The following is a 25,412-nucleotide window of genomic DNA, read 5'->3' on the forward strand; positions in this document are numbered from 1 at the left end:
GCACATGCCTACGGCAGCGACCTCGGAGGCCGCTGGAGGGAGGATCAGGCCGACTTCTCGCGGCGCTCGCGGCCACCGGGGCGCGGGCGGGCGACGATGGTGGGGTTGACGTTCTCTCGCACGGTCTGCTCGGTGATCACGACCTTGGCCACGTCGGTGCGGCTGGGGATGTCGTACATCACCGACAGCAGCACCTCCTCCATGATCGCGCGCAGGCCGCGGGCGCCGGTGCCACGCAGAATGGCCTGGTCGGCGACCGCCTCCATGGCCTTCTTGGTGAACTCCAGCTCCACGTTGTCCATCTCGAAGAGCTTCTGGTACTGCTTCACCAGCGCGTTCCGCGGCTCGGTGAGGATCTTGACCAGCGATTCCTTGTCCAGGTTGGTCACGCTGGCGACCACCGGGAGACGGCCGATGAACTCCGGGATCAGCCCGAACTTGATCAGGTCCTCCGGCATGACATCGGAGAAGCAGTTGGTGGCGTCGATCTCGGCCTTGGACCGGATCTCGGCGCCGAAGCCGAGGCCGCGGCGGCCGATGCGGTCCTGGATGATCTTCTCCAGCCCCGCGAAGGCGCCCGCCACGATGAACAACACGTTCGTCGTGTCGATCTGGATGAACTCCTGGTGCGGGTGCTTGCGGCCGCCCTGCGGGGGCACGCTCGCGGTGGTGCCCTCCAGGATCTTCAGCAGCGCCTGCTGCACGCCCTCGCCGGAGACATCACGGGTGATCGACGGGTTCTCGCTCTTGCGGGCGATCTTGTCGACCTCGTCGATGTAGATGATGCCGGTCTCGGCGCGCTTGACGTCGTAGTCCGCCGCCTGGATCAGCTTGAGCAGGATGTTCTCGACGTCCTCGCCGACATAGCCCGCCTCGGTGAGCGCGGTGGCGTCGGCGATGGCGAATGGCACGTTGAGCATCTTGGCCAGCGTCTGCGCCAGGTAGGTCTTGCCGCAGCCGGTCGGCCCGAGCATCAGGATGTTGGACTTGGCCAACTCGACGATGTCCTCGCGGCCCTGGCCCTTGTCGCCCGCCTGGATGCGCTTGTAGTGGTTGTAGACCGCGACGGAGAGGTTCTTCTTGGCGTCGTCCTGGCCGATGACGTACTGGTCGAGGAACTCGTGGATCTCCAGCGGCTTGGGCAGGTCGTCAAGCTTGACGTCACCGGCCTCGGCGAGTTCCTCTTCGATGATCTCGTTACAGAGGTCGATGCACTCGTCGCAGATATAGACGCCTGGCCCGGCGATCAGCTTTTTGACCTGCTTCTGGCTCTTTCCGCAGAACGAGCACTTGAGCAGGTCTCCGCCATCACCGATACGAGCCATGACGCTGACCTCTGTCCCCTCCGGCGCGCCAACCCGGCGCACCTGGCTGACTGGCTGAGTGATTCTGCCTGTCTTGACGGTACCTGCCAGACCCCTGGATATGGGAGCACCAGCCTGCCCGACATGACCGAACGGACACGGAAACCCGCGCCACTCGGCGTGTCGAACTCAGCGGTTACCCGGCGTGACCATCTCACAAATCCTGTTCGTTTGCCCAGACCTCAGAGAACCAGGTCGTGCCGAGTTTTCCGGACACGACCTGGATCCTGAAGCGTCAGTTCCTCGACGCGGAAAGCTTCCGGTACGGGAGCACCTCATCGACAATGCCATAAGTCTTGGCCTCGTCGGCGGTCAAAATCTTATCGCGGTCGATGTCATCGCGGACCTGCTCCGGCGTCCGCTTGGTGTGCCTGGCCAGCGTGGTCTCCAGCAGCTTGCGCACCCGCTGGATCTCCCTGGCCTGAATCTCCAGGTCGGAAACCTGGCCATAGACGCCCTCGGTGGCGGGCTGGTGGATCATCACGCGGGCGTTGGGCAGCGCCATCCGCTTGCCGGGCGTGCCCGCCGCCAGCAGCACGGCGGCGGCCGATGCGGCCTGGCCGAGGCAGGCGGTGGTGATGTCCGGACGGACGTACTGCATGGTGTCGTAGATCGCCATCAGCGAGGTGAACGAGCCGCCGGGCGAGTTGATGTACATGGTGATGTCGCGGTCCGGGTCGTCCGACTCCAGGCACAGCAGCTGCGCCATGACGTCGTTGGCCGAAGCGTCGTCGATCTGCACGCCGAGGAAGATGATGCGCTCCTCGAACAGCTTGTTGTACGGGTTGGACTCCTTCATCCCGTAGCTGGTGCGCTCGACGAACGAAGGCAGCACGTAGCGGGACTGGGGAAGGTGCAGCTGGCTCATCGTGACCTCTCCTCGTGCCTCAGCCGCGACGCAGCTGGTTGTTGCGGGCCAGGACGTGGTCCACGAAGCCGTACTCCTTGGCCTCGGCCGCCGTGTACCACTTGTCGCGGTCGAAGTCCTCCTGGATCTTCTCCACGGTCTGCCCGGTGTGCTCGGCGATCAGCTCGGCCATCTCGCGCTTGTGCTTGGCCAGCATGTCGGCCTGGATCTCGATGTCCGCCGCGGTGCCGCCCAGGCCCGCCGAGGGCTGGTGCATCATGATCCGCGCGTGCGGCAGCGCGTAACGCTTGCCGGTGGCGCCCGCGGCCAGCAGGAACTGGCCCATCGACGCGGCCAGACCCATGGCCACGGTGGCGACGTCGGCGTTGATCAGCTGCATGGTGTCGTAGATGGCCATGCCCGCCGTCACCGAGCCGCCCGGCGAGTTGATGTACAGGAAGATGTCGCGCTCGGAGTCCTCGGCATCCAGCAGCAGCAACTGGGCACAGATCTGGTTCGCCATGTTCTCTTCGACCTGGGTGCCCAGGACGATGATGCGCTCGCGAAGCAGACGCTCGTACACCGAGTCATTGAGCGTCAGCCCGTGCGAGTTCCCCCTCATCTCGGGGGCCGGGATCGTCGGTTGCGTCACGTCTGCCTCTTCTCGTGAGCCCGGCGGCTTCTTGTCTCGGGATGTCCGCCGGGTTGCTTGCTGATCTCTGCTAGGACCGACATTAACCAAGGCGAGCAGGTGAAGTGGCGTAAAGGGGCCCTCGTTCGCTCAAAGCGTGGGGAAGCGCCAACCGGTGTGCGCAGCCCCACGCTCCAAGGGTGTGTCCTCAGCCCGCGGCGCCCGCGGGTTCCTCGGTCTTGGCCTCGCCTGCCGGAGCGGCCTGCTGCTGCGGCCCGAACAGCTCGTCCAGGTCAAGAGCGTTGCCCGTGCCGTCGGTGATGGTCGCCTGCCGGACCACGTTGGCCAGCGCCTTGCCGCGGCGCACGTCGGCGTAGATGGCGCCGAGCTGGCCGGAGCGCTGGGCCCGCTGCACGTACTCGTCGGGGCTCACCCCGAAGCGCTGGGCCTGGTACACGACCCGCTCGATGAGCTCGCTGTCCGAGACGCCGATCTGCTCGGCGTCGGCGATGGTGTCCAGCACCAGCTGGGTCTTGACCGCGTTCTCCGCGCCCTCGCGGACCTCGGTGTTGAACTGGTCCAGGGTCTGGCCCTGGGACTCCAGCCACTCGGAGAACTTGGCCTCGTCGTGGTCGAAGGCGTGCACGGCGTCGTGCTTGCGCACGTCGACCTCGGCGGTCACCACGGCCTCGGGCAGCGGCACCTCGGTGGAGTCCAGCAGCGCCTGCAACACCTTGTCGCGGGCCTGCACGCCCTGCTGCATCTTCTTCACCCGGCCCAGCCGGGTGCGCAGGTCGGCCTTGAGCTCGTCGAGGGTGTCGAACTCGCTGGCCAGCTGAGCGAACTCGTCGTCAAGCTCGGGCAGCTGACGCTCCTTGACGGCCTTGACCACGGCGGTCACCTCGGCGTCCTGGCCCGCGTGCTCGCCAGCAACCAGCTTGGCGTTGAAGACCTTGGTCTCGTCGTTGGCGGCGCCGATGAGTGCCTCGTCGATGCCGTCGACCAGCTCACCGGAGCCGATCTGGTACGACAGGCCGCTGGTGCGCGCCTCCTCGACCTCGGCGCCGTCCACGGTGGCCGAGAGGTCGAGCATGACGAAGTCGCCGTCGGCGATCGGGCGGTCGACGCCGACCAGGGTGCCGAAGCGGGCCCGGAGCTCGTCAAGCTGGTCGGCGACCTCCTCGTCGGTCACCTCGACGTCGTCCACGGTGGCGGACAGCTCGCCGAAGGCGGGCACGGTGATCTGGGGGCGGACGTCGACCTCGGCCTGGAACTGCAGGATCTCGTTGTCCTCCAGCTTGGTGACTTCGATCTCCGGGCGGCCCAGGGTCTTGATCTCGCCCGCGTTCACGGCCTCCAGGTACTTGGCCGGGATCGCCTCGTTGACCACCTCGTCGAGCACGGCGCCCCGGCCGATCCGGGACTCGAGAATGCGGGCGGGTGCCTTGCCTGGGCGGAAGCCGGGGATCCGCACCTGCTTGGCGAGCTGCTTGTATGCCCGGTCGAACTCGGGCTTGAGCTCGTCGAACGGCACCTCGACGTTGATCCTGACCCGCGTCGGGCTCAGCTGCTCGACGGTGCTCTTCACGTCATCTCCTCGTGCGGTTTCGATCTTCGCCCGGATACCGGTTCGGGCGGCGCCAAACGGCAGGCAGGCCGGAATTGGTTGTACAGCCAAGCCCACCTCGGCTGAGGTGTTACCGGAGGAGTCTAGGCGAGGCCGGTCACCGCGCCATCGCCACCTGTCACGTACCCCGTCAGGTAAGAGCGCCGTCAGCGCAATCCACACAATCGTGGGTGTTCACCCGTGCGGTTCCTGGGGCTCACGCCGCACGTCACAAGACCAAGGAGACTCGATGTCACGCGTCCTCATTCTCTGTCTGCTGACCGCGGGCCTGGCCGTCACCGGCTGCTCCGCCAAGGCGCCGGACTGCGCGGAGCAGCAGCGACAGGTCCAGTCCGTTGCCGATGACGACCGGGTGCGGGCGGCCGAGGACGCCGTCCGCATCGCGCGGCAGCGCTCCGACGAGCTGGACCGGAAGGCCGACGAGGCGAGCGCCAAAGCCGCCTCGGTCAGATCCGCCGACGTGCAGGCCGAGTCCGCCCGCGTGCTGGCGGAGTCCGCCAAGGCACACGCGGACCTCGCCCAAGCGCGGGAAGACGCCGTCAAGATCAAGGACGAGGTGGTCGGATCGGCGGAGAAGGCCTTGAAGGACTGCCAGGCGGGCTGAACGGTCATCGTTGTGGCCCGCGGGCAGGCCTCGGGCCACAACCAATGAGGGAAGAGGGTCGGGGTGACAGGATTTGAACCTGCGGCCCCCCGCTCCCAAAGCGGGTGCGCTACCAAGCTGCGCTACACCCCGGCGCACCACCGGAGGGGTGGTGCGTGAAGAGCCTAGCGTCTTTGGGTAATCTTGTGCCGCGCGGCCTCCACGGCCCGCATGCGGGCGTAGCTCAATGGTAGAGCCCTAGTCTTCCAAACTAGCTACGCGGGTTCGATTCCCGTCGCCCGCTCCAGATTGGGAGAGGTGTGCCGGGGGAGAGCCCCGGCCCTCATCTTTCGCAATGATTCTGGGGGCCGAGCCCCCAGACCCCAGCCAGGGGGCTCTGCCCCCTGGACCCCCGTCACCTGGTGGCGGTGAGGGTTTTGCCTAGCCACTTCGGCGAATGGGTCTTCGTTGAAGGGGGAGGGCTCGCGCGGGTGAAAGATTGGGTCACGCGTCGCGTCGGCTCGGCTCTGCGGAAACTCGGTCGCGGAATGTCGGGGGTTCCTTGTACTAAGGGCACATGACCGCAGCCGGGCTGACTGTACGGAACCTCACCGTTGAGGACTTCGACGCGCTCTACCACGTCATCAGCAGTGCGTTTCTCACTGATCGCTTTGATGGGCATCGAGACGCCGCGCGGGAGGGGTTTGGTGACCGGGCGGAGACGTACCAGGGCGTGTTTGACGGGGATCGGTTGATCGGGACTGCGGCGATGCCGGTGCGGCAGTTGACGTTGCCGGGTGAGGTGCAGTGCACGGCGGCGGGGGTCACGGCGGTGGCGACAGCGCCTGGTGAGCGGGGTCGGGGTGTGCTGTCCATGCTTATGCGGCATCAGCTCGACTCGCTGCATGAGCGGGACGTGCCAGTGGCGATGCTGTGGGCTTCCGAGGGCGGTATTTACGGGCGATTCGGGTATGGGTTGGCCGCTCAGCAGGGGCCTCTGTCGGTATCCAGCAGCGCTGGGTTTCGGGAGGGCACTGACCTGGGGTCGGAGCGGGTGCGGGAGCTTTCCCGTGAGGCCGCGCTGCCGATCATGAAGGAGATTCACGCCAAGATCGCACCGCGGCGGGTTGGCTGGATGAGTCGCTCCGATACCCACTGGGTCTTCCAGTTGATGGACGACCCGGCTACTCGGGACGGGGCTTCGGCCTTGCGGTTCGCGGTGCTGCCGGATGGTTACGCCATCTACCGGGCTCGGGTGCGCTGGGCTGACCAGGGGAGTCCGAACCACCAGGTCGAACTGGTCGAGTTGTCGGCGTTGTCGGCGGAGAGTTACGCGGGGTTGTGGCGGTATCTGCTGGACATGGCGCTGGTGCGGGAGGTGGGCTTGGCTTGGGCGGCTGCGGACGAGGCCGTGTTACATCTGGTGCGCGAGCCGCGGCTGACCTCGCGGCGGCTCATCGACTCCCTGTGGGTGCGGATCGTCGATGTGCCTGCGGCGCTGGGCGCCCGGCGGTACAGCGCGCCCGCGGAGGTCGTGCTGGGGGTGTCGGACCGGCTTTGTCCGTGGAACGAGGGGAGTTGGCGGGTGCTCGTGGGGGGCGATGGGAACGCCGAGGTGGCGCGGACGGATGCCGAGGCGGACTTCACGTTGGGGGTTGAGGAACTGGGTGCGGTTTACCTGGGCGGAACTACACTGGCTTCGCTGGCTGCCGCGCAGCGGGTGCGGGAGCATCGGCCGGGTGCGGTGGCTGCGGCTTCCAGGGCGTTCGCGGGAACGGTCGCGCCCTACTGCCCGGAGGTGTTCTAAGCGGGAACTCGGCGGGAACGCCGGGCGTTGACGTTGCACAACGGCTCCTGGGAGGTCCTGATGGGCGTATTGCTGGTGATCGGCACCGTGATCGGTCTGCTTGCCGTGTTCTCGGTGATCTCCGTGCAGCGAGCCAGGACCGCACCGGTCCGCGCGCCGCGCAGGCACCACGTCGGGTACGGCTCCGCGGGGGTGTTCCTGGCGGCCGACGCCTCGACCAGCGCGAGCGGTGGCTTCGACGGCTGCGGCGGGGGCTACGACGGTGGTGGCGGCGGCGGTAGCTGCTGACCGGGGTTTTCGCAGGTAACGTGGGCAACAGCGACTCGGAGACGGTTCCGCTGAGGGACCGTCGCTGATTCGGGAGGTCGTCATGACCGGTGTTGTGATTGTGCTGGTTCTCGTCCTGCTCCTCGGCGGTGTGCTGCTGCTCCTCCGACAACGGGCGGGGCGGACCGCGCAGGCGGTCGCCGATGCCAAGGCGGAGGCGCGCCGGTGGGTGGAGCGGCTGGGCGGCCAGGTGCTCAATCTGACGCCAACCGACGACGCGTCCCGTCAGGCGCTGGCGGATGCCGGGGAGCGGTTCAACGCGGCGGGCTCACAGCTGGAGCAGGCGAGCACCGTCCGGCAGTGCGAATTGGTCACCGACACCGCGCTGGAGGGTCTGTACTACGTGCGGGCGGCGCGGACGGCGATGAGCCTGGACCCCGGTCCCGAGTTGCCGCCGCTGCCGGGGCAGCGCCGTGCGGGAAGTGTCAGCGAGGACCGCGAGGTCAATGTGCAAGGGCACGAGTACGCGGCCTCCCCGATGCCGGGGTCGCGCACCCCGCACTACTACCCGGGCGGCACCGTGGCGGGCCGTCCGGTTCCGCAGGGCTGGTACAGCGAGCCGTGGTGGAAGCCCGCGCTGGTGGCGGGCGCCTGGGGTGTGGGCTCGATGCTGCTGTTCAGCACCCTGTTCGCCGGGATGGCGGGTGTCGCCGCGGCGGACGCCGTCGCGGGGGCCGACTTCGACGGCGGCGGCTTCGAGGACAGCGGCTTCGGCGGTGACGGCGGCGGCTGGGATTCGGGCGGCTTCGACGGCGGCTTCGACGTGAGCGGCTTCTAGCGCTGCTGGCAGGTCGGGCACCAATACAGCTTGCGGGTGGCCAGTTCCGTCATCCGCACCGGAGTGCGGCAGATCAGGCACTGCTTGCCGGGGCGGCCGTAGACGTAGGTCTCGCCGCCGTGCCGGTCGGTGCGCGGCGCCCGCATCATCACCTGCGGCTCGTGCTCGGGACGCACCGTGTCGATGCGCCCGGTCCGCACGCCTTCCTTCATCAGCGCGACCAGGTCGGGCCACATCGCGTCCCACTTCTCGCGGGGAAGCTCCTTGCCCGGCAGCATCGGGTCGAGGTTGTGCCGGAACAGCAGTTCGGCGCGGTAGACGTTGCCGACACCTGCCAGCACCGACTGGTCCAGCAGCAGCACCGCGATAGAGGTGCGGGACTGGGAGATGCGGTCCCAGGCGAGGTCGGGGTCGGCGCCGGCACGCAGCGGGTCGGGACCGAGCCTGCGCAGGATGGACTCCACCCCGAACTCGGTGAGCAGCTCGCATTTGGTCGGTCCGCGCAGATCGGCCCAGTGCGTCTCGCCGACGATCCGCAGCCGCACCTGGCCGCGGGGCGGCTGCACCGGCTTGGCCTGGGTGAAGAACACGCCGTACAGGCCGAGGTGGATGTGCACCGTCTTGTCCACCCCGTACCGGTGGAACAGGTGCTTGCCGTAGGCCTCCGCACTGCGCAGCACCAGGCCGTCCACGGTCTGTGCCATGGCCGCCGAGCGGCCCTGCGGGCTGGACACCTCCAGTGGAGCGCCCACGAAGCGCATGCGGTGCAGTTCGGCCAGTCGGTGCAGCGTGTGACCCTCGGGCATCCCCCAAGTCTGCCTGGGTCAGCTCTCGGGCCACCAAGCGACCACGGACATCACCAGGTAGCCGAGCACGCACCAGGCCGCGACGCCGACGCCGCGGCGGGACGCGGTGCCGGGTTCGGTGTCGGGGTGGCCGAGACCGCGGATCACCCCCGCGATCAGGGCGGCCAGCAGCACCACCCCGGCGAAGAAGATCAGCATGACGCCGACGCCGAGACCGCAGTCCGCCGTGCCACACAGCTGGTCGGTGCCGCCGGACAGGCGGGGCACCAGCTTCGCCTGTCCGAAGAACAACGCGACCACGCCGGCGGCGGTGGCCAGCAGCGCCACCAGGGGCGTCAGCAACCAAGTTAATCGAGCGCTCATCGCGGCTCAGTGTGGCAGTTGCGGACGCCCGAAGTTCAGCGAACGGCGAGATGCGCCGGAATCTCCGGGGCGACGCCGGTGTCCTCGTACACGGTCAGCAGCGCGATGCGGCGGGAGTGCCTCGGCTCTCCCGAGAAGGGGGTCTCCACGAAGGTCCGCACGATCTCGGTGGCCTCCTCGACGCTGTGCTGGCGGGCGCCGAGGCCGATGACCTGGGCGTCGTTGTGCTCACGCGCCAGCTTGGCGATCTCCGGGCTCCAGGCCAGCGCGGCGCGACAGCCCTTGACCTTGTTCGCGGCGATCTGCTCGCCATTGCCGGAGCCGCCGAGCACCACGCCGAGGCTGCCGGGGTCGGCGACGACACGTCGCGCCGTCTCGATGCAGAACGGCGGGTAGTCGTCGGCGGCGTCGTAGACGGCGGGGCCGACGTCGATCACCTCGTGGCCAAGCTCGCGGAGAACGTCGAGCAGCTGAGCCTTCAGCTCGAAACCGGCATGGTCGGATCCCAGGTAGACACGCACGTCGGGCAGTCTGCCAAATGCCCTCCGCGTGGCCGTTCACCAGGCCGTGAACAAGGCCATTCGGGCGGGTGAAGTCGGCCGCCGGTTTCGAGTGGGGGCGCGGTGGACGTGTTCGGGCAGAACGGCTTCGGGCTACGGTTGGAGTGGGGAGCCGAGGGGGTCGCGGCGCTGGGCGCGGAGTGCGCGGTGCTGGTGATCGTGGACGGGCGATTCCCGGCCGGCGCGCTGTCGGGCGGTTCATCGCCGTCAGCGGTCTCGGGCCGCACTCGGCCCCGGGTCGTTCTGCCAGGATCAGCTCGTGGGTGATCGGTGGGTAGAGCTCGGGGATCGGGTGTTCGCGCGACGGCACGACGATCTGGATCTCACAACAGGTCTGGTGGTCGGGGACGGCGAGTGCCTGGTGGTGGACACCGGCGGCGATGAGCGGCACGGCGTGGAGCTGGCGGCGGCCGTTCGCGAGATCACCGCGGCGCCGTGGACCGTGGCGCTCACCCACGGCCACTTCGACCACTGCTTCGGGACCGCGGCCTTCCTGCCCGCGCGGGTCATCGCGCACGAGCGGTGCGCGCGGTTCATCGAATCCACCGCCGAGTCAGAGAAAAGCGAATGGGTCGCCTATTACGAAAATCATCACCAAACGGCCAAAGCCGCTTCGCTTGCGAAAACCGTGCCGGTGCCGCCTTCGGAAACGGTCCGTGACCGTCTTGTACTGAACGTCGGCGGACGAGCTGTGATCCTGACCCATCCATGCCATGCCCACACCGATCATGATGTGATCGTTTCGGTGCCGGACGCCACTGTTGTATTCGCCGGAGACCTCGTCGAACAGGGAGCACCACCGGCTTTCGAAGACGCCTTTCCCAGACAGTGGCCGCGGGCGCTCGATAGCGTGATCGCCGCCGCGCCCTCGACCGTCGTGCCTGGTCACGGCAGCCCGGTAAGCCTGGAGTTCGTTCGGGAGCAGCAGGTCGAATTGGCCGCCATCGCACGGCTGCACCAGCTCGTCACCGACGGCGATGTCGATTCGCGGCAGGCCATAGCCGACTCTCCCTATCCCCCGGAGACCACCAGGGCAGCTTTGCGCCGGCCAGCCTGAGGCGCTAATGCGACGTCGCGCAACCGCGGTTTTGAGTTAGCCTTTTCAACGCAATTGAGTTTGCTCCCGGTACTGCCGGCGCAGCGGACGAAATGAGCAAGACTTGGTCGTTCCTCCCCTCCCAGGGGAGGCCAGAGTTTGTCCACTGTGCTACCACGGCGGCCCCAACCGCCCGGCCCGGATCTCGGCGACGTCGCCCCGCTTTCGCGGTGGTCGGCGGCTGCCCGAAATCGGTTGAACCGGACGCGGGTCGCGGCCGTATCCCGCGTCGGGGGGCACGGTGCGCCCGGAACGCTTCGAGGAGGACCTCACAGGTGGGACGCCACTTCGGTCTTGCAGCGCAACGCAGCCCCTTGCCCGTCGTTGTCCGACGGGAGCGCAGATGAACATGCCGGAGAACATCGTGATCGTGGGCGCGGGCCTGGCGGGCCTGCGTGCCGCGGAAAGACTCCGCGAGCTCAACTTCGGCGGCGACATCACCATGATCGGTGACGAGAAGACCCGCCCCTACCACCGGCCCGCGCTGTCCAAGCAGCTGCTGCTGGGCAAGGTCTCGCCGCGTGAGCTGTTCTTCAAGGACTACGTCGACATCGACGCCAACTGGCGGCTGGGCACCCGCGCCCTGCGGCTGGACCCCAAGCGCCACATCGTGCACATGGCGGGCGGCGAGGAACTCAAGTACGACGGCCTGATCATCGCCACCGGCGTCGAGCCGAGGTGGATCCCCGGGCCGCCGATGCACCACCCGAGGGTGCACATCCTGCGCACCCTGGACGAGGCGCTCGCGCTCCAGCAGAGCCTCGCCACCACCAAGGGCCCGGTCGCGGTCGTCGGCGCCGGGTTCGTCGGCGCCGAACTCGCAGGCACCCTGCGCGAGATGGGCCGGGACGTTTACCTGCTCAGCCGCTCCGAGGTGCTGTTCGAGGCGGTGCTCGGCACCGGGACCGGCACGATGCTCACCGACCTGCACCGCCGCAAGGGCGTCCAGCTGATCACCGGAAGCACCGTCAAGCGGTGGCTGCCGCACAACCAGGCCATCGGCCTTGGCATGTCCGACGGCAGGCTGCTCATCGCGAGCGTGGTGGTCATCGCCGCGGGCAGCATCCCCGCCACCGAGTGGCTCAACGGCTCGGGGCTGGTGCTGGAGAACGGCATCCTCTGCGACTCCACCTGCCACGTCGTCGGTGCCGATGACGTGGTCGCCGCGGGCGACGTCGCCCGGTACCCGAACCTGCGTATCGACGACACGCCCCGACGCGTCGAGCACTGGCTGCACGCCGTCGAAATGGGACGGGCCGCCGCGGAGAACCTGCTGGTGGGCCAGTTCGACGCGACCCCGTTCACGCCCATCCCCCGGTTCTGGACCGAGCAGTACGGCGTCCGCATCCAGGGCGCGGGCCTGCCCGCGCTGGCCGACGAGGTGGTCACGCTCGCAGGCCGGGACGGCAGGCTGGAAGGGGTGCGCGGACATCTCCGCGGCGAGGAGATGATCGGCGTCACCGGTATTGAGACCCCGCGGTCGATGATCAACTGGACGACGGCCCTGGAGACGGCGCTGGAGGCGACCCCGTGGTCGCCGCTGACCATGGACGAGCCCGAGGAGACGCCCGCCCCGCCGAGGAACCGACGGCGCAAGGCCGACCCCGCACCTGCCGAACCCACGGCGGTGAAGCCCGCCCGACGGCGTGCCCAGGCGAAACCCGCCGCGGAGCAGCCGACCGAGCAGCGGCCCGCCTACCAGGCGCCCACCCTCCGGCGCCCGGCGGCACCCCAGCCCACCACGAACCGCAACTACCACGCGCCGACGGTGGCCACCGCCCCGTCGGCTGCACCGACGGTGGCGTACGCGGACGTCCCGGCGACCGCGCCGCAGGCCGAGCCCGCGGTGGCGCTCGCGGACGCGCAGCCGACCATCCAGCGCCCCGATCCCGCACCGACGGTCGCGCGCCCTGAGCCGGTGAGCGAAGAGAGCTCACCCGGCAGCAGGCAGCCGCTGACGCCGTGGACCGCTCCGACGGTCACCGGCCGCAACACGATCTCCGACAGCGCCAAGGCCTGGCAGGAATTCGTCAGACGCTGACGTCCCTGGGAAAACGCAGACCCAAAAGACCCCCATCGCCGCCCCGTCCACCCAGGCCGGACCGGGCGGCCCGACAGCTCGCCGCCGTTTCCGGTCAGCGGTGCATAACCCTGAACCGTGCGCCCCGTTTACCCGTTTACGAGGGCGAGCCCTCACAACTGATCAGTTTCAACCCGCTTTCGACAGGTTGGTTATCCATGCCGTCCCTGGTGTCAGTAGCAACACCGCTACTTGCGCAAGCCGTCTCCGACCACGACGTGGGTGTCCGGCAGGTGGCCCAGATCTCGGCCCGGCTCTCCTTCGCGATGATGTGCGCGACCCTCTGGTGGGGCGTGTTCACGGCCACCGGCTGGGTCGCCCGGCTGACCGGCCGCAACGCCCTCCGCAGCTTCCACATGGTGCTGGCGACGCTGACCCTGGCGTTCGGTGGCATGCACGCGGGCTCGTTCCTGTTCCTCCAGGACATCGTGTTCACGCCTGCCCGGCTGATCCTGCCCGTGCACCCCGACGCCGTGTTGCGGCATTCGCTGGGCATCATCGGGTTCGAGCTGATGCTGGCGATCTTCATCTCGGTCGGCGTTGTCAAGTACATGAACTACCGAAGCTGGCTGTGGCTGCACAAGTCGGCCTACCTCGCCGTCGGGCTGATCGCCGTGCACTCGCTGTTCGGCGCGATCGCCAACGGCAACCTGGCCACGCTCTGGGTCGGGGGGATGAGCCTGTTCATGCCGACGGTGATCCTCACCGTGCTCCGCTTCGTGCCCGCCAGGGTGCTGACCCGCATCGGTGTCCTCGAGGAGGTCCCATGAGCCGCCACCGGCCGACCCCGGTCACCACGAAGATCGCCGTCGACAACGTCAAATGCCACCGCTACGGCTACTGCCAGGCCGCGGCCCCCGCGATCTTCGAGTTGGACGTGGACGGCAGGCTGCACTACAAGTCGAAGGTCAGCGTCTTCGAGGCCGCGCAGGCCAGGGACGCCGCCCGACAGTGCCCGATGCAGGCCATCGCGTTAGAGGAGCGGCGATAGGCCTTCGCCACCAGAACCCGGCATGACTCTGGTGGCGAAAGCTCCCGAGGTCAGTCGAAGGACGGTTCCTCGGTGCGGGTGCGCTTGAGTTCGAAGAAGTGCGGATAGCCCGCGAGCAGCCGCGCGCCGTCGAATACGCGACCCGCGTCCTCGCCGCGCGGGATCCTGGACAGCACCGGGCCGAAGAAGGCGACACCGTCGACGTGGATGGTCGGGGTGCCGACATCCATGCCGACCGGGTCCATGCCCTCGTGGTGGCTCTTGCGCAGTTCCTCGTCGTACTCGGTGCTGGTGGCGGCCGCCGCGAGGTCGGCGGGCAGGCCGACCTCGGCCAGCGACTGGACGATGACCTCGTCCCAGTCGCCATTGGCCTCGTTGTGAATGCGGGTGCCCATCGCGGTGTAGAGCGGTTCCAGCACCTTCTCGCCGTGGTGCTTGGCCGCGGCGATGGCGACCCGGACCGGGCCCCAGCCGCGCTCCAGCAGGTCGCGGTACTCCTCGGGGAGGTCCCGACCCGAGTTGAGCACCGACAGACTCATCACGTGGAAACGCAGGTCGATGTCTCGAACCTGGCCGACCTCAAGCATCCAGCGTGAGGTGATCCAGGCCCATGGGCACAGCGGATCGAACCAAAAGTCGACCTTGGTCCGCTGCGGTGCTTCAGCTGTCATGACTCGCCTCTCCCCAGATGATGGTCTCGCCCGCTCCAACATTTCGCGCACCGAGGTTGTTCCCTACGGCGCGGGTTGGCCACACAGTGGGGCCCCGGCGTGATTTGATGCGAGCAGAATCCGCCATTTCATTCCCAGCGTCGCGCCGGGCCGCCCGAGTCCGGATCGAGAACCCCGAGGTGATCAGTGCCCGCCCCGAACCTCACGCAGCAACAGGCCGAGCAGCGCGCGGAACTGTTGGAGGTCGAGTCCTACTCCATCGAGCTCGACCTCACCGACGGCCAGGGCGCCGCGGGCGAGCAGACGTTCCGGTCGACCACGCTGGCGCGGTTCCGTAGCCGGGAGGCAGGCGCGTCGACCTGGGTGGACCTGGTGGCGGCGAAGGTGCACCGCGCGGTGCTCAACGGAGTCGAACTCGACGTCAGCGCCTACCGCGAGGACGACGGCATCCCGCTGACCGGCCTGGCCGAGGACAATGAGCTGCTGGTCGAGGCGGATTGCCGGTACATGAACACCGGTGAGGGTCTGCACCGCTTCGTCGACCCGGTCGACGAGAGCGTCTACCTCTACACGCAGTTCGAGACCGCCGACGCCAAGCGCATGTTCACCTGCTTCGACCAGCCCGACCTCAAGGCACGCTACGACCTCACGGTGCACGCCCCCGCGGACTGGAAGGTCATCTCCAACGCGGCCGCCGCCTCCGTCGAGCCCGGCACCGCGGGCGTGCGGCACGTCTTCGAGACCACCAAGGTGATGTCCACCTATCTGGTGGCGCTGGTCGCGGGACCGTACGCGGAATGGCGCGACACCTACTCGGATGCGGGCGGCGAGGTCCCGCTCGGCCTGTACTGCCGCGCCTCGCTGGCCGAGCACCTTGACGTGGAGCGGCTGTTCACCGAGACCAAGCAGGGCTTCGACTTCTACCACCGCAACTTCGGCGTGCGGTACCCGTTCGGCAAGTACGACCAGTGCTTCGTGCCGGAGTTCAACGCCGGTGCCATGGAGAACGCGGGCTGTGTGACGTTCCTGGAGGACTACGTCTTCCGCAGCAGGGTCACCCGCTACGCCTACGAGCGGCGGTGCGAGACGCTGCTGCACGAGATGGCGCATATGTGGTTCGGCGACCTGGTCACCATGCGCTGGTGGGACGATCTGTGGCTCAACGAGTCCTTCGCGACCTGGGCCAGCGTGCTGGCCCAAGCCGAGGTGACCGAGTACAAGCACGCCTGGACCACGTTCGCCAACGTGGAGAAGTCCTGGGCCTACCGACAGGACCAGCTGCCTTCGACGCACCCGGTGGCCTGCGAGATCCCCGACCTGGAGGCCGTCGAGGTCAACTTCGACGGCATCACCTACGCCAAGGGCGCCAGCGTCCTCAAGCAGCTGGTCGGCTATGTGGGGCTGGACAACTTCCTGGCGGGGCTGCGGGTGTACTTCGCCAAGCACGCCTGGGGCAACGCGACGCTGTCGGACCTGCTCGCGGCGTTGGAGGAGGCGTCAGGGCGCGACCTGTCCTGGTGGAGCGCGCAGTGGTTGCAGACCACCGGCCTGAACCTGCTGCGCCCCAAGTACAGCGTGGACGCCGAGGGCCGCTTCACCGAGTTCGCGGTGCTGCAGGGCCCCGCGCGGCCCGGCAACGGCGAGTTGCGCACCCACCGGCTGGCGATCGGCATCTACGACGACGATCCGGAGCGGCCCGGCAAGCTGGCCCGCGTGCACCGGGTGGAGCTGGACGTCAGCGGTGAGCGCACCGAGGTGCCCGAGCTGGCCGGGGTGTCCCGCGGCAAGCTGGTGCTGGTCAACGACGACGACCTCACCTACTGCGCGCTGCGGCTGGACCCCGACTCGCTGACCACGCTGATCGACCGCGTCGCCGACATCACCGAGCCGCTGCCGCGCACCCTGTGTTGGTCTGCTGCCTGGGAGATGACGCGCGAGGCTGAGTTGAAGGCCCGCGACTTCCTCAACCTGGTGCTCACCGGGCTGCCCGCCGAGACCGAGGTCGGGGTGGTGCAGCGGCTGCTGCTGCAGGCGCAGACCGCGTTGTCCTTCTACGCTGACCAGAGCTTCGCGCCTGCGGGCTGGCGCCGCTTCGCCACCAGGGTGCTAGAGCTGGCGAAGGCCGCCGAGCCGGGGTCGGACCACCAGCTGGCCTACGTCAACTCGCTGGCGGGCTCGGTGCTGGAGGAGCCGCAGCTCACCGAGATCCGCGGCTGGTTCGATGGGACCGCCCCGCTGGACGGTCTGCAGGTGGACACCGACCTGCGGTGGCGGCTGCTGCAGTCGTTGGTCGCGCACGGCGCCGCTGGCGATGCGGAGATCACCGCCGAGCTGGGCAGGGACGACACCGCGACCGGGCGCAGGCAGGCGGAGCGGTCCAGGGCCATGGTCCCCACCGCCGAGTCCAAGCAGCGGGCCTGGCAGCGCGCGGTGCACGACGACGAGGCGCCCAACGCGGTGAACGAGGCGATCATCCAGGGCTTCCCGCACCCCGGCCAGCAGGAGCTGCTGATGCCGTTCGTCGACCGGTACTTCGCCGATATCGCCGGGGTCTGGGAGCGGCGCTCCAGCGAGCGCGCGCAGCCCGCGGTGCAGGGCTTGTTCCCGTCCTGGGCGGTCGACCCGGCCACGGTGACCGCCACCGACGCCTGGCTGTCCGGTGAGTGGCCGCCCGCGCTGCGCAGGCTGGTGATGGAGGGCCGCGCGGGCATCGTCCGCGCCCTGGCCGCCCGCGAGTTCGATCGCTCGTGACCAAAAGCCGTGAGGGGCAACCGACGTTCTCGGTTGCCCCTCACGGGCTATCAGTACAAGTGGGCTCCGCCTGCGTGCCTTGTCAGCGGTGGCTGCTGCCTGCCTGGTCGGAGAGCATCCGCAGGCCGCTGACCAGGCCGCCGATGATGTCGCCTTCCTTGAAGGAGGCGACCATGCTCATCACCGCGAGCTTGCAGGCGCGGTCGGGCAGCCTGCGGGCGGACTCCTCGCCGGTGGCGATCTCCACCAGGCGCTGTCCTGGCGACACCGCGATGACCACGGCGTCGGCGGGCTTGCCGGTCACCGAGTGCAGCTGCTCGACCCTGGCCCTGCTGTGCTCGCCGAGGTCACCGAGGTAGATGCTGAAGTCGACGCCGGTGCTCCGGCTGGCCAGCGTCAGCGCCTCGTCCAGCTGGGCGAGCTGGGCGGGGCTGAAGGGCAGCCGGGGCCGCTCCGGCACGATGCGGCGCGCGATGGAGACGCGGCCGGTCGGGGTGATCGCCTCGCCGAGCGCGAGTTCGCGGTCCTCGGCGTGGCTCGTCGCGAGCTCACCAGCCCCCACGGGCGCCTCCCCTGGCAGTGCCGGAGGCCGCGGCGGTCTCGGCGGGAATGTTGTCCAACGCGGTCGCGGTGCCGGTGGAGCCGGGGTTGGCGCTCCACCACACCGGCTCGAACTCCCAGTCCTGGCCGGAACGGTAGCGCGGGCCCCGCACCCTGGATGGCCACAGGGTCATCGCCGCGACCACGCCGATGAACCCCAGCGGGATCAGCACGAAGACCACGATGGTCTGCACGACAGTCACGCCGAGCACTGTAGAGGGTGCGCCCGGCCGGGGCACGGAGAGGGAGCGGCAAGCCTTCCGGTAACGCATCGTCCGGTGCGCGTTCGCCGCGATTACCACTGTGGGTAACGGCGGCAATGCAGGGTGCTCTCATCCGTTAAAGAAAACAACGCTAATGGCAGAGCAGCCCATCACAACATTCGCGGAAGCAACGGTAAGCGTTTCAACGTTGTTAATCTGTGAAAGGTTCCTTCTGCCCGGTTGGGATGCTCAGGAACTCAACCCGACACGAGCCGGCAACGATTTTCGAAAACGGGCGCCGGACCCACCGCACTGCTCCGATTGCGGCTAACGACTTCACCATGATGAGCGACGATGTCAAGCGGAACGCCTACGATCACTCGTCACACAATGACAGTCCAGATCATCGTCAGCCACTCGACCAGCGTGCTTCGGTTTTGTGAAACCTCCTGTTGGGGCCGTCGTGGGACAACGCTTTGCCGCAGTCGCCACACCACTGGCGAACTGCGAGCGAGTCGTGTCCGGCGCGCTGCGCAAGTGGCATACGAGTGATCATGAAATGACTCACGGCAGATCACTCGACAAGCCCTCAAGAGCCCGCCAAACGGTCCCGGTCCGTACGGGCGCGAATGGCCCTCAGGTTGGCGGCTTGTCTGATCAAGCAGAGCCTCTTAGCTTTTCACCTGTCCGGGTCTTGCAAACCCGACTGGTCCCCCTCCTAGAGCTACCAAAACCCCCAAAACCCCCGGAGGACGACACGATGTATCACTCTACCGCGCTTGTTGATGTCACCCGTACGGATGTCTTTCATTCAGTTTCACAGCAGGGAGTACGCATCTACAACGAGGCGGGACGAGGGGTGCGGATCTACAACACCGACGTCAGGGTGCCGAGCTTCGACAAGATCCACGGCGGGGTGCGGATCTACCGCGAAGGTGTGCGGATCTATGGCGAGTCCGAGCGCGGCGTTCGCATTTACGGACGCGAACAGGGTGTGCGCATCTACGGGAGCCGGGAAGGCGTCCGCATTTACAACAAGGGCGTTCGGATCTACGGGGAGAAGCAGGGCGTGCGCATCTACGGCGAGCAGCAGGGTGTGCGCATTTACGGTGCCGCCGAGCAGGGCGTTCGAATCTATGGACGACACGAAGGCACGCGAATCCAGGGCCGTGACGAGCAAGGTGCGGCTAACTCCGCAGTGCGGGACGGCGTGCGTATTTACGCCGAGGTGGACCGCGGGGTGCGCATTTACGGACGCGAACAGGGCGTGCGCATCTACGGTCGGCGCGAAGGGGTGCGGATTTACGGCAGGCAGGACGGTTCGCGAATCCAAGGCCGCCAGGACGGTGTGCGCATCTACAACCACCGTGACGGTGTGCGCATCTACGGACAGCGCGACGGCGTCCGCATCTACGGACAGCAGAATGGCGTTCGGATCTACGGACAGCAGGACGGTGTCCGCATCTACGGGCAGCGCGACGGCGTGCGGATCTACGGGCAGCGCGACGGCGTGCGGATCTACGGGCGGCAGGACGGCGTTCGGATCTATGGCTGCCGAGAGGGCGTTCGGATCTACGGACAGCGCGAGGGTGTCCGCATCTACGGGCAGCAGGACGGCGTCCGGATCTACGGCAAGCGAGACGGTGTGCGCATCTACGGCCGCCAGGATGGCGTGCGGATCTACGGGCGCCAAGACGGAATTCGGATCTATGGACAGCATGATGGCGTCCGGATCTACGGACAGCGCGACGGTGTACGCATCTACGGCAAGCAGGACGGCGTCCGCATCTACAACCGGCACGAGGGCGTGCGGATCTACGGCAAGCAGCAGCACGACGTGGCCCGGTCGTGCGTGCCCGCCTGACGGGCTATTTCACCTACGCGGCCGACTCTCCCAGGTAGGGCAGCCAGAGCGGGTCGGTGTCGAGCATTCCGCCGAGTAGTCTCCAGTGCGGTCCGCGCGGCACGACCGGCGTGATCCGCAGCCGCCAGCCAAGCTCGCTGAGCAGCTTGTCCGCCTTGCGGTGATTGCACTTCGCGCAGGAGGCCACGCAGTTCTCCCACGTGTGCGGGCCGCCGCGACTGCGCGGCACCACGTGGTCTATCGTCTCCGCGCGCCCGGCGCAGTACGCGCAGCGATATCGGTCTCGGTGCATCAGGCCTGCCCTGGTCAGCGGCACTCGGCCGCGGTAGGGCACCCGAACGTAGTTGCTCAGCCGGATGACCGATGGCACCAGTACCGCGGCTGTCGCCGAGTGCAGTACCAGCCCCGCGGAGTCACCATGCACCACCTCGGCCTTACCGCAGACGACGAGCACCACGGCCCGTCGCAACGGCAGCGCCGTCAGTGGCTCGAACGTCGAGTTGAGCAAGAGAACCCGTTGCCGACCCCATGCCGGGACACCTGTTGCCGTCGCCTTGTCCCGCACGACGGTGGCGGGCTGCATGGGAGACCACGTGCGAGACGAGCACGTCGTCATCCGCGGCACCCCGCCTAGGGCACCGGTGGGGCTCGGTTGTCGGTCAGGCACGCGACCACCTCCACCTTCGTCTGCGGAAAATCCGCATCCGTAGGCGTCTGGCGCCCGTGAAGCCCGCGTCCGCCGACGCCTCCGGTTCAGCACTAGAAGACCACATAGGAGCCCCCGAACGCACGTGTGATACATGACGTGTCGACGAGCCGGTGCCGAAACTTCAGTGAACCTTTTCTTTCCGATGACCACGGAGAGTGGTAGACGAGAGTCTCTAACGACTCACGTTTTCATTTAGCTAGAGTCATGTCATGGCAGACGAGCTGGCTGTGGCCTACCCCGACGCGACCCGCCTCGAGCTGGTCGAGGACCTGCACGGCCGTCCGGTGGCCGATCCGTACCGCTGGTTGGAGGATTCCGCCGACCCGAGCACCCGGGAATGGTCGACCGCGCAAGACACGCTGGCCCGCAGCTGGCTGGACGGCCTGCCTGGCCGGTCGGAGCTGTCGGCGCGGCTGGAGGCGCTGCTGCGCGCCGGTTCGGTTACGCCGCCGGTGTGGCGCGGCGGGCGCGGGTTCTTCACCCGGCGCAAGCCCGGTCAGGAGTACCCGGTGCTGTACCTGCGCGACCGCGACGGCAGCGAGCGCGTGCTGCTCGACGTCAGCACCCTCGACGAGTCCGGTCTGACCACGCTGGACACCTGGTCGCCGAGCCTGGAGGGTGACCGCCTCGCCTACCAGGTCTCCGTCGGCGGCGACGAGCAGTCGCTGCTGCATGTGCTGGACATCGACAGCGGCGAGGTGCTGGACGGCCCCATCGACCGCTGCCGCTATTCCTCGGTCGCCTGGCTGCCCGGCGGCGAGGAGTTCTTCTTCGTCCGCAGGCTGGACCCGGCCACCCTGCCCGATGGCGAGGAGCACTTCCACCGCCGCGTCTACCGCCACCGCGTCGGCACCGATCCGTCCACCGACGTGCTGGTGCACGGCGAAGGCCTGGACCCCACCAACTACTACGGCGTGACCGCCTCGGCGAACGGCCGCTGGCTGGTGATCGACGCCAGCGCGGGCACCGCCCCGCGCGACTCGGTGTGGCTGGCCGACCTGCACGGCGACGGCGCGCCCCGACAGATCCTGGACGCCGAGGAAGGCGCGCGCTGCGCCGCCTGGGTCGAGCGGGACGGCAGGCTCTACCTGCTGACCACCCGCGACGCGCCGCGCTGGCGGCTGTGCGTCGCCGACCCGGAGAACCCCACCGAGTGGACCGAGCTTGTCGCCGAGGAGGCCGACTCGGTGCTCGACGGCGTCCGCTGGCTGGACGCGGGCGACGGCGAGTCCCGGCTGGTGCTGCTGCGCACCAGGCACGCGGTGGCGGAGGTGCACCTGCACGATCCGAGTACCGGTGCCCATGTCGGGGAGATCCCGCTGCCGGGCACCGGCTCGGTGCACGGCCTGACCACGGTGGACCCCCGCACCGAGGCGGGCCGGGGCCGGGTCTGGCTGGGCTGGGCTGACTTCACCACGCCGATCTGCGTGCACGGCTACTCCTTGGAGACCGGCCGCACGGAACTGCTCGAGTCCGCGCCGGGCGAGGTCGACATCCCGGCCGTGCACACCGCGCAGGTCGAGTACACCTCCGCCGACGGCACCACGGTGCGCATGTTCGTCATCTCACCCACCGGGAAGCCTGACCAGACCCGACCCACGCTGCTCAACGGCTACGGCGGCTTCTCCGTCAGCCGCAAACCCGGCTATCAGCCCTCGGCGCTGAGCTGGGTGGCCGCGGGCGGCGTATGGGCCTGGGCCTCGCTGCGCGGCGGCGGCGAGGAGGGCGAGGCCTGGCACCGCGCGGGCATGCGCGAGTCCAAGCAGAACGTCTTCGACGACTTCCACGCCGCCGCCGAGCACCTGATCCGGGAGGGCTGGACCACCCCGGAGCAGCTGGCGATCATGGGCGGCAGCAACGGCGGTCTGCTGGTCGGGGCCGCAGTGACCCAGCGGCCGGAACTGTTCCGGGCGGTGGTCTGCTCGGCTCCGCTGCTGGACATGGTGCGCTATGAACGTTTCCTGCTGGGCAGGACGTGGAACGACGAGTACGGCAGCGCCGACAACCCGGAGGAGCTCGACTGGCTGTTGTCCTACTCGCCCTACCACAAGGTCGTGACCGGCGAGGCCTATCCGTCCGTGCTGTTCACGGTGTTCGAGGCGGACAGCCGGGTAGATCCCAACCACGCCCGCAAGATGTGCGCGGCGCTCCAACACGCCACCGGCAGCGACCCGGCGAAGCTGCCGGTGCTGCTGCGGCGGGAGACCGAGGTCGGGCACGGCGCCCGCTCGGTGAGCCGCAGTATCGCGCTGCTCACCGACGAGCTCACGTTCGCGGCGAACGCCACCGGCCTGGAGTTCCGCTGAATCTCACACCCGCTTGTGCGAAACCGTCCAATGTGGACATCGTTAGAGTGGGTGTCGGCCATCGACAGTCACTCGTTCGGAGTTGATTTTGGACATCGTTTTGCAGCCCTGTGATCCCAACAGCATCTGTGAACAGGTGGCCAAGGCGACCGACCAGCAGTGGCTTGGCGTGCTCTCCCAGTGGATGGTCGACCACCCGCCGAAGATGGCGTTGATCCTGCTCATCGCCATCATCGTGCGCTACTTCGCGCACCGCGCCATCGACAAGATGACGCTGGGTGCCCACACCGGCAAGATGCCGCCGCTGCTGCGCCCGTTCAAGGAGAAGGCGCCGAAGATGGCCGAGGTGTTCGCGGCCCCGGTGCTGTCCGAGCGAAGAGCACAGCGGGCCAAGACCATCGGCTCGGTGCTGAAGTCGCTGACCTCGTTCCTCGTCTACGGCCTGGCGTTCGTGATGATCCTGGACGAGGTGAACATCAAGGTCGGGCCGATCATCGCCTCGGCGGGCATCCTCGGCGTCGCGCTGGGCTTCGGCGCGCAGAACCTGGTCAAGGACTTCCTGTCCGGCATGTTCATGATGCTGGAGGACCAGTACGGCGTCGGCGACATCGTCGACCTCGGCGAGGCCACCGGCACCGTGGAGGCGGTCGGCCTGCGGGTCACCACGCTGCGGGACGTCAACGGCACCGTCTGGTACGTCCGCAACGGCGAGGTGCTGCGCGTCGGCAACTCCAGCCAGGGCTTCGCGGTGGCCGTGGTGGACGTCCCGCTGGCCCACCACGCCAACGTGGACGAGGCGAGCGAACTGGCCAGGCAGGTCATCGGCGCGGCCGTCGAGGAAGAGCCGATGAAGGCCGACACGCTGGAGCCGCCGGAGGTGCTCGGCGTGGAGAAGGTGACGCCGGAGAGCATCACGCTGCGCCTGACCGTGAAGACACGGCCCGGCCGCCAGTGGGCGGTGCAGCGGACCCTGCGCGCCAAGATCAAAGCGGCGTTCGACGATGCGGGCATCGAGCCCCCATACTTCGGCGGCCGCAGCCCCTTCGGCATGCCCGGCTCCGCAGGCAAGGAGACCGGCGGCCCGACCTGAGAAGCATCAGAACCTTCGACTTCCGGCGATTGACGCCGCCGGAAGCGGCGCGTTCTACTGGGTGAAACACCCTGCTCCGGTCGCCTCTGGAGGAATCCATGATGCGGCCCGAGCGCGTCTTCACCCTGGCGGCGGCGCTGATCGCGATCGCGTTGCTCAGCCCGCCCGCCACCGCCGATCCGGTGGACGGCTACATCATCGACGGCACCCCGGCCACCGAGGACTACTCGTTCATCGTGTCGCTCGGCCCCGGAGCGTTCTGCGGCGCGACCCTGATCAAGCCGGAGTGGATCGTGACCGCGACCCACTGCATCCACGGCAGTCACGGCGCCACCGCGCGCGTCGGCAGCAAGCTGCACAACTCCGGTGGGGAGACCGCCACTCTGACCCAGTTCATCGCGGGCCAGGACGACCTGAGCCTGGTGAAGCTGAGCCGGGCGGTGTCGGCCAAGCCGATCGAGATGACCGAGGCGGTGCCCGCGCCGGGCACCCCGATGCGCACCCTCGGCTGGGGCAGCACCTGCAAGAACTCCCAGTGCACGCCCCCCGACCTGCGCGAGCTGGACACGGCGGTCGCGGGCACCGAGGGCTGCACCAACGACGACCCCAGGTGGAACTTCTGCGCCGCGCCCTCGGGCGGCAAGAGCGCCTGCACCGGAGACTCCGGCAGCCCCGCCCTGGTGAAGGTCGACGGCACCTGGCGGTTCGCGGGCGTCACCAGCAGGTTGGGCGGCCAGGGCTGCGGCGGCCACGTCGTCTACGTCAGCACCGCATCCCAGTTGGACTTCATCCGCCGCTACACCGGCGGCTGAACCCTCGGTTGAGCGCGCTGAACCCGGTGGGAAGGGAGTTGCGGATCGGGTTTAGCGGGCTAAACTCGATGACCCCAGGCGTTGGGCGTGCCAGGGCGTAAAGCATCATTGAGGGGTGGGGACCCCGGAGAACTTCTACGAGGCGGTAGGCGGCGAGGCGACCTTCCGTCAGATCGTCCACCGCTTCTACCAAGAGGTCGCCAAGGACGAGCTGCTCCGTCCGCTGTATCCCGAGGAGGACCTCGGGCCCGCCGAGGACCGGCTGCGGATGTTCCTCGAACAGTACTGGGGCGGTCCACACACCTATTCCGACCAGCGCGGACACCCGCGCCTTCGGATGCGGCACGCGCCGTTCTCGATCGGGCCCGCCGAGCGGGATGCCTGGCTGCGGTGCATGCGCGTCGCCGTGGATGAGGCCGACCTCTCCGAGGAGCACCGCACGCAGTTGTGGAACTATTTGTCGATGGCGGCCAACAGCCTGATGAACGCCTGGTTCTGACGGCGGGCGACCCTCGTCGTCTTTCCCCGGACTCGCTGTGCGCCCGG

At 68.2% G+C, this 25,412-nt stretch carries 25 protein-coding genes and 2 tRNA genes; 15 read left to right on the forward strand and 12 right to left on the reverse strand.

Going from position 1 to position 25,412, the window contains the following annotated elements; all coding sequences use genetic code 11:
- Positions 1-44: 44 nt before the first annotated feature.
- The 4 genes from clpX to tig all read right to left on the reverse strand — a co-directional run bounded on the left by clpX (position 45) and on the right by tig (position 4,430).
- Positions 45-1,325 (reverse strand): ATP-dependent Clp protease ATP-binding subunit ClpX, encoded by a 1,281-nt coding sequence (gene clpX / locus ACU6XJ_RS04125; protein WP_476306983.1) that lies wholly within the window; start codon positions 1,323-1,325, stop codon positions 45-47.
- Between the two features lie 274 nt (positions 1,326-1,599).
- A complete protein-coding gene (locus ACU6XJ_RS04130; RefSeq protein WP_476306985.1) occupies positions 1,600-2,232 on the reverse strand; it encodes an ATP-dependent Clp protease proteolytic subunit in 633 nt (210 codons plus the stop codon).
- 19 nt (positions 2,233-2,251) lie between these two features.
- Complete coding sequence (locus ACU6XJ_RS04135) at positions 2,252-2,833, reverse strand: ATP-dependent Clp protease proteolytic subunit (protein ID WP_476313803.1); 582 nt, start codon at positions 2,831-2,833, stop codon at positions 2,252-2,254.
- Positions 2,834-3,050: 217 nt separating this feature from the next.
- On the reverse strand, positions 3,051-4,430 hold the full coding sequence (tig, locus tag ACU6XJ_RS04140) for a trigger factor (RefSeq protein ID WP_476306986.1): 1,380 nt from the start codon (positions 4,428-4,430) through the stop codon (positions 3,051-3,053).
- A gap of 268 nt (positions 4,431-4,698) precedes the next feature.
- On the opposite strand from tig, the gene ACU6XJ_RS04145 reads away from it, so the two are divergent.
- Positions 4,699-5,073 carry a hypothetical protein gene (locus ACU6XJ_RS04145; protein WP_476306987.1) on the forward strand — a complete coding sequence of 125 codons (375 nt, stop codon included), beginning with the start codon at positions 4,699-4,701 and terminating at the stop codon, positions 5,071-5,073.
- A 58-nt stretch (positions 5,074-5,131) separates the two neighbouring features.
- Here the strand turns inward: ACU6XJ_RS04145 and ACU6XJ_RS04150 are convergent.
- A tRNA-Pro gene (locus ACU6XJ_RS04150) sits at positions 5,132-5,205 on the reverse strand.
- Between the two features lie 80 nt (positions 5,206-5,285).
- Here ACU6XJ_RS04150 and ACU6XJ_RS04155 point away from each other — a divergent pair.
- The 4 genes from ACU6XJ_RS04155 (at position 5,286) to ACU6XJ_RS04170 (ending at position 7,964) form a co-directional block, all read left to right on the forward strand.
- Positions 5,286-5,359, forward strand: a tRNA-Gly gene (locus tag ACU6XJ_RS04155).
- Positions 5,360-5,629: 270 nt separating this feature from the next.
- Positions 5,630-6,859 carry a GNAT family N-acetyltransferase gene (locus ACU6XJ_RS04160; RefSeq protein WP_476306989.1) on the forward strand — a complete coding sequence of 410 codons (1,230 nt, stop codon included), beginning with the start codon at positions 5,630-5,632 and terminating at the stop codon, positions 6,857-6,859.
- A 27-nt stretch (positions 6,860-6,886) separates the two neighbouring features.
- Positions 6,887-7,147: a hypothetical protein gene (locus ACU6XJ_RS04165; RefSeq protein WP_476306990.1), complete on the forward strand. Its 261-nt coding sequence runs from the start codon at positions 6,887-6,889 to the stop codon at positions 7,145-7,147.
- An 82-nt stretch (positions 7,148-7,229) separates the two neighbouring features.
- A complete protein-coding gene (locus ACU6XJ_RS04170) occupies positions 7,230-7,964 on the forward strand; it encodes a hypothetical protein (protein ID WP_476306991.1) in 735 nt (244 codons plus the stop codon).
- Here ACU6XJ_RS04170 and ACU6XJ_RS04175 read toward each other — a convergent pair.
- From ACU6XJ_RS04175 to ACU6XJ_RS04185, 3 genes are read right to left on the reverse strand one after another with little or no spacing between them, the layout of a single operon-like run.
- The gene (locus tag ACU6XJ_RS04175; protein WP_476306993.1) at positions 7,961-8,770 is read right to left on the reverse strand and encodes an Fpg/Nei family DNA glycosylase; all 810 of its coding nucleotides are present in this window, start codon (positions 8,768-8,770) and stop codon (positions 7,961-7,963) included. The two genes, ACU6XJ_RS04170 and ACU6XJ_RS04175, sit on opposite strands and share 4 nt — an antisense overlap.
- A gap of 18 nt (positions 8,771-8,788) precedes the next feature.
- The gene (locus ACU6XJ_RS04180) at positions 8,789-9,133 is read right to left on the reverse strand and encodes a hypothetical protein (RefSeq protein WP_476306994.1); all 345 of its coding nucleotides are present in this window, start codon (positions 9,131-9,133) and stop codon (positions 8,789-8,791) included.
- 35 nt (positions 9,134-9,168) lie between these two features.
- Complete coding sequence (locus ACU6XJ_RS04185; protein WP_476306995.1) at positions 9,169-9,654, reverse strand: ribose-5-phosphate isomerase; 486 nt, start codon at positions 9,652-9,654, stop codon at positions 9,169-9,171.
- A gap of 298 nt (positions 9,655-9,952) precedes the next feature.
- Between ACU6XJ_RS04185 and ACU6XJ_RS04190 the strand changes: the two genes are divergently transcribed.
- From ACU6XJ_RS04190 to ACU6XJ_RS04205, 4 genes are all read left to right on the forward strand, one after another.
- Entirely contained in the window at positions 9,953-10,750 is a 798-nt protein-coding gene (locus ACU6XJ_RS04190) for an MBL fold metallo-hydrolase (RefSeq protein ID WP_476306996.1), read from the forward strand.
- A 382-nt stretch (positions 10,751-11,132) separates the two neighbouring features.
- Positions 11,133-12,830: an NAD(P)/FAD-dependent oxidoreductase gene (locus tag ACU6XJ_RS04195; RefSeq protein WP_476306998.1), complete on the forward strand. Its 1,698-nt coding sequence runs from the start codon at positions 11,133-11,135 to the stop codon at positions 12,828-12,830.
- Between the two features lie 197 nt (positions 12,831-13,027).
- Positions 13,028-13,639 (forward strand): ferric reductase-like transmembrane domain-containing protein, encoded by a 612-nt coding sequence (locus ACU6XJ_RS04200; protein WP_476307000.1) that lies wholly within the window; start codon positions 13,028-13,030, stop codon positions 13,637-13,639.
- Complete coding sequence (locus tag ACU6XJ_RS04205; protein ID WP_476307001.1) at positions 13,636-13,860, forward strand: ferredoxin; 225 nt, start codon at positions 13,636-13,638, stop codon at positions 13,858-13,860. The genes ACU6XJ_RS04200 and ACU6XJ_RS04205 overlap by 4 nt, the downstream gene beginning before the upstream one ends.
- 50 nt (positions 13,861-13,910) lie before the next feature.
- Here ACU6XJ_RS04205 and ACU6XJ_RS04210 read toward each other — a convergent pair whose 3' ends face one another.
- A complete protein-coding gene (locus ACU6XJ_RS04210; RefSeq protein ID WP_476307002.1) occupies positions 13,911-14,531 on the reverse strand; it encodes a mycothiol-dependent nitroreductase Rv2466c family protein in 621 nt (206 codons plus the stop codon).
- Positions 14,532-14,717: 186 nt separating this feature from the next.
- Here ACU6XJ_RS04210 and pepN point away from each other — a divergent pair, with 186 nt between their 5' ends.
- Complete coding sequence (pepN, locus tag ACU6XJ_RS04215; RefSeq protein WP_476307003.1) at positions 14,718-17,282, forward strand: aminopeptidase N; 2,565 nt, start codon at positions 14,718-14,720, stop codon at positions 17,280-17,282.
- Positions 17,283-17,364: 82 nt separating this feature from the next.
- On the opposite strand, the gene ACU6XJ_RS04220 is transcribed toward pepN, so the two are convergent.
- Positions 17,365-17,844: a DUF5130 family protein gene (locus ACU6XJ_RS04220; protein ID WP_476307004.1), complete on the reverse strand. Its 480-nt coding sequence runs from the start codon at positions 17,842-17,844 to the stop codon at positions 17,365-17,367.
- Positions 17,831-18,085, reverse strand: a complete 255-nt coding sequence (gene ctaJ / locus ACU6XJ_RS04225; RefSeq protein ID WP_476307005.1) for an aa3-type cytochrome oxidase subunit CtaJ — start codon at positions 18,083-18,085, stop codon at positions 17,831-17,833. Before ctaJ ends, ACU6XJ_RS04220 begins: the two co-directional genes overlap by 14 nt.
- Before the next feature lie 859 nt (positions 18,086-18,944).
- Here ctaJ and ACU6XJ_RS04230 point away from each other — a divergent pair.
- Positions 18,945-19,949, forward strand: a complete 1,005-nt coding sequence (locus ACU6XJ_RS04230) for a hypothetical protein (protein ID WP_476307006.1) — start codon at positions 18,945-18,947, stop codon at positions 19,947-19,949.
- A gap of 13 nt (positions 19,950-19,962) precedes the next feature.
- On the opposite strand, the gene ACU6XJ_RS04235 is transcribed toward ACU6XJ_RS04230, so the two are convergent.
- Positions 19,963-20,616, reverse strand: coding sequence for an HNH endonuclease (locus ACU6XJ_RS04235; RefSeq protein ID WP_476307008.1), 654 nt, complete (start codon positions 20,614-20,616; stop codon positions 19,963-19,965).
- A gap of 251 nt (positions 20,617-20,867) precedes the next feature.
- On the opposite strand from ACU6XJ_RS04235, the gene ACU6XJ_RS04240 reads away from it, so the two are divergent.
- From ACU6XJ_RS04240 to ACU6XJ_RS04255, 4 genes are all read left to right on the forward strand, one after another.
- Entirely contained in the window at positions 20,868-22,964 is a 2,097-nt protein-coding gene (locus ACU6XJ_RS04240) for a prolyl oligopeptidase family serine peptidase (RefSeq protein WP_476307009.1), read from the forward strand.
- Positions 22,965-23,046: 82 nt separating this feature from the next.
- Positions 23,047-24,054: a mechanosensitive ion channel family protein gene (locus ACU6XJ_RS04245; protein ID WP_476307010.1), complete on the forward strand. Its 1,008-nt coding sequence runs from the start codon at positions 23,047-23,049 to the stop codon at positions 24,052-24,054.
- 98 nt (positions 24,055-24,152) lie between these two features.
- Entirely contained in the window at positions 24,153-24,866 is a 714-nt protein-coding gene (locus ACU6XJ_RS04250) for a S1 family peptidase (RefSeq protein ID WP_476307011.1), read from the forward strand.
- A gap of 115 nt (positions 24,867-24,981) precedes the next feature.
- Positions 24,982-25,365: a globin gene (locus ACU6XJ_RS04255; protein WP_476307012.1), complete on the forward strand. Its 384-nt coding sequence runs from the start codon at positions 24,982-24,984 to the stop codon at positions 25,363-25,365.
- Positions 25,366-25,412 lie beyond the last annotated feature (47 nt).

The organism is Actinorectispora metalli, assembly GCF_056323685.1.

Bases quoted from the DNA above. Each gene is read 5' to 3' on its own strand.
- clpX (WP_476306983.1), bottom strand. From the start codon at position 1,325: ATGGCTCGTATCGGTGATGGCGGAGACCTGCTCAAGTGCTCGTTCTGC.
- ACU6XJ_RS04130 (WP_476306985.1), bottom strand. From the start codon at position 2,232: ATGAGCCAGCTGCACCTTCCCCAGTCCCGCTACGTGCTGCCTTCGTTC.
- ACU6XJ_RS04135 (WP_476313803.1), bottom strand. From the start codon at position 2,833: ATGAGGGGGAACTCGCACGGGCTGACGCTCAATGACTCGGTGTACGAG.
- ACU6XJ_RS04145 (WP_476306987.1), top strand. From the start codon at position 4,699: ATGTCACGCGTCCTCATTCTCTGTCTGCTGACCGCGGGCCTGGCCGTC.
- ACU6XJ_RS04160 (WP_476306989.1), top strand. From the start codon at position 5,630: ATGACCGCAGCCGGGCTGACTGTACGGAACCTCACCGTTGAGGACTTC.
- ACU6XJ_RS04170 (WP_476306991.1), top strand. From the start codon at position 7,230: ATGACCGGTGTTGTGATTGTGCTGGTTCTCGTCCTGCTCCTCGGCGGT.
- ACU6XJ_RS04175 (WP_476306993.1), bottom strand. From the start codon at position 8,770: ATGCCCGAGGGTCACACGCTGCACCGACTGGCCGAACTGCACCGCATG.
- ACU6XJ_RS04180 (WP_476306994.1), bottom strand. From the start codon at position 9,133: ATGAGCGCTCGATTAACTTGGTTGCTGACGCCCCTGGTGGCGCTGCTG.
- ACU6XJ_RS04195 (WP_476306998.1), top strand. From the start codon at position 11,133: ATGAACATGCCGGAGAACATCGTGATCGTGGGCGCGGGCCTGGCGGGC.
- ACU6XJ_RS04200 (WP_476307000.1), top strand. From the start codon at position 13,028: ATGCCGTCCCTGGTGTCAGTAGCAACACCGCTACTTGCGCAAGCCGTC.
- ACU6XJ_RS04205 (WP_476307001.1), top strand. From the start codon at position 13,636: ATGAGCCGCCACCGGCCGACCCCGGTCACCACGAAGATCGCCGTCGAC.
- ACU6XJ_RS04210 (WP_476307002.1), bottom strand. From the start codon at position 14,531: ATGACAGCTGAAGCACCGCAGCGGACCAAGGTCGACTTTTGGTTCGAT.
- ACU6XJ_RS04240 (WP_476307009.1), top strand. From the start codon at position 20,868: ATGGCAGACGAGCTGGCTGTGGCCTACCCCGACGCGACCCGCCTCGAG.
- ACU6XJ_RS04250 (WP_476307011.1), top strand. From the start codon at position 24,153: ATGATGCGGCCCGAGCGCGTCTTCACCCTGGCGGCGGCGCTGATCGCG.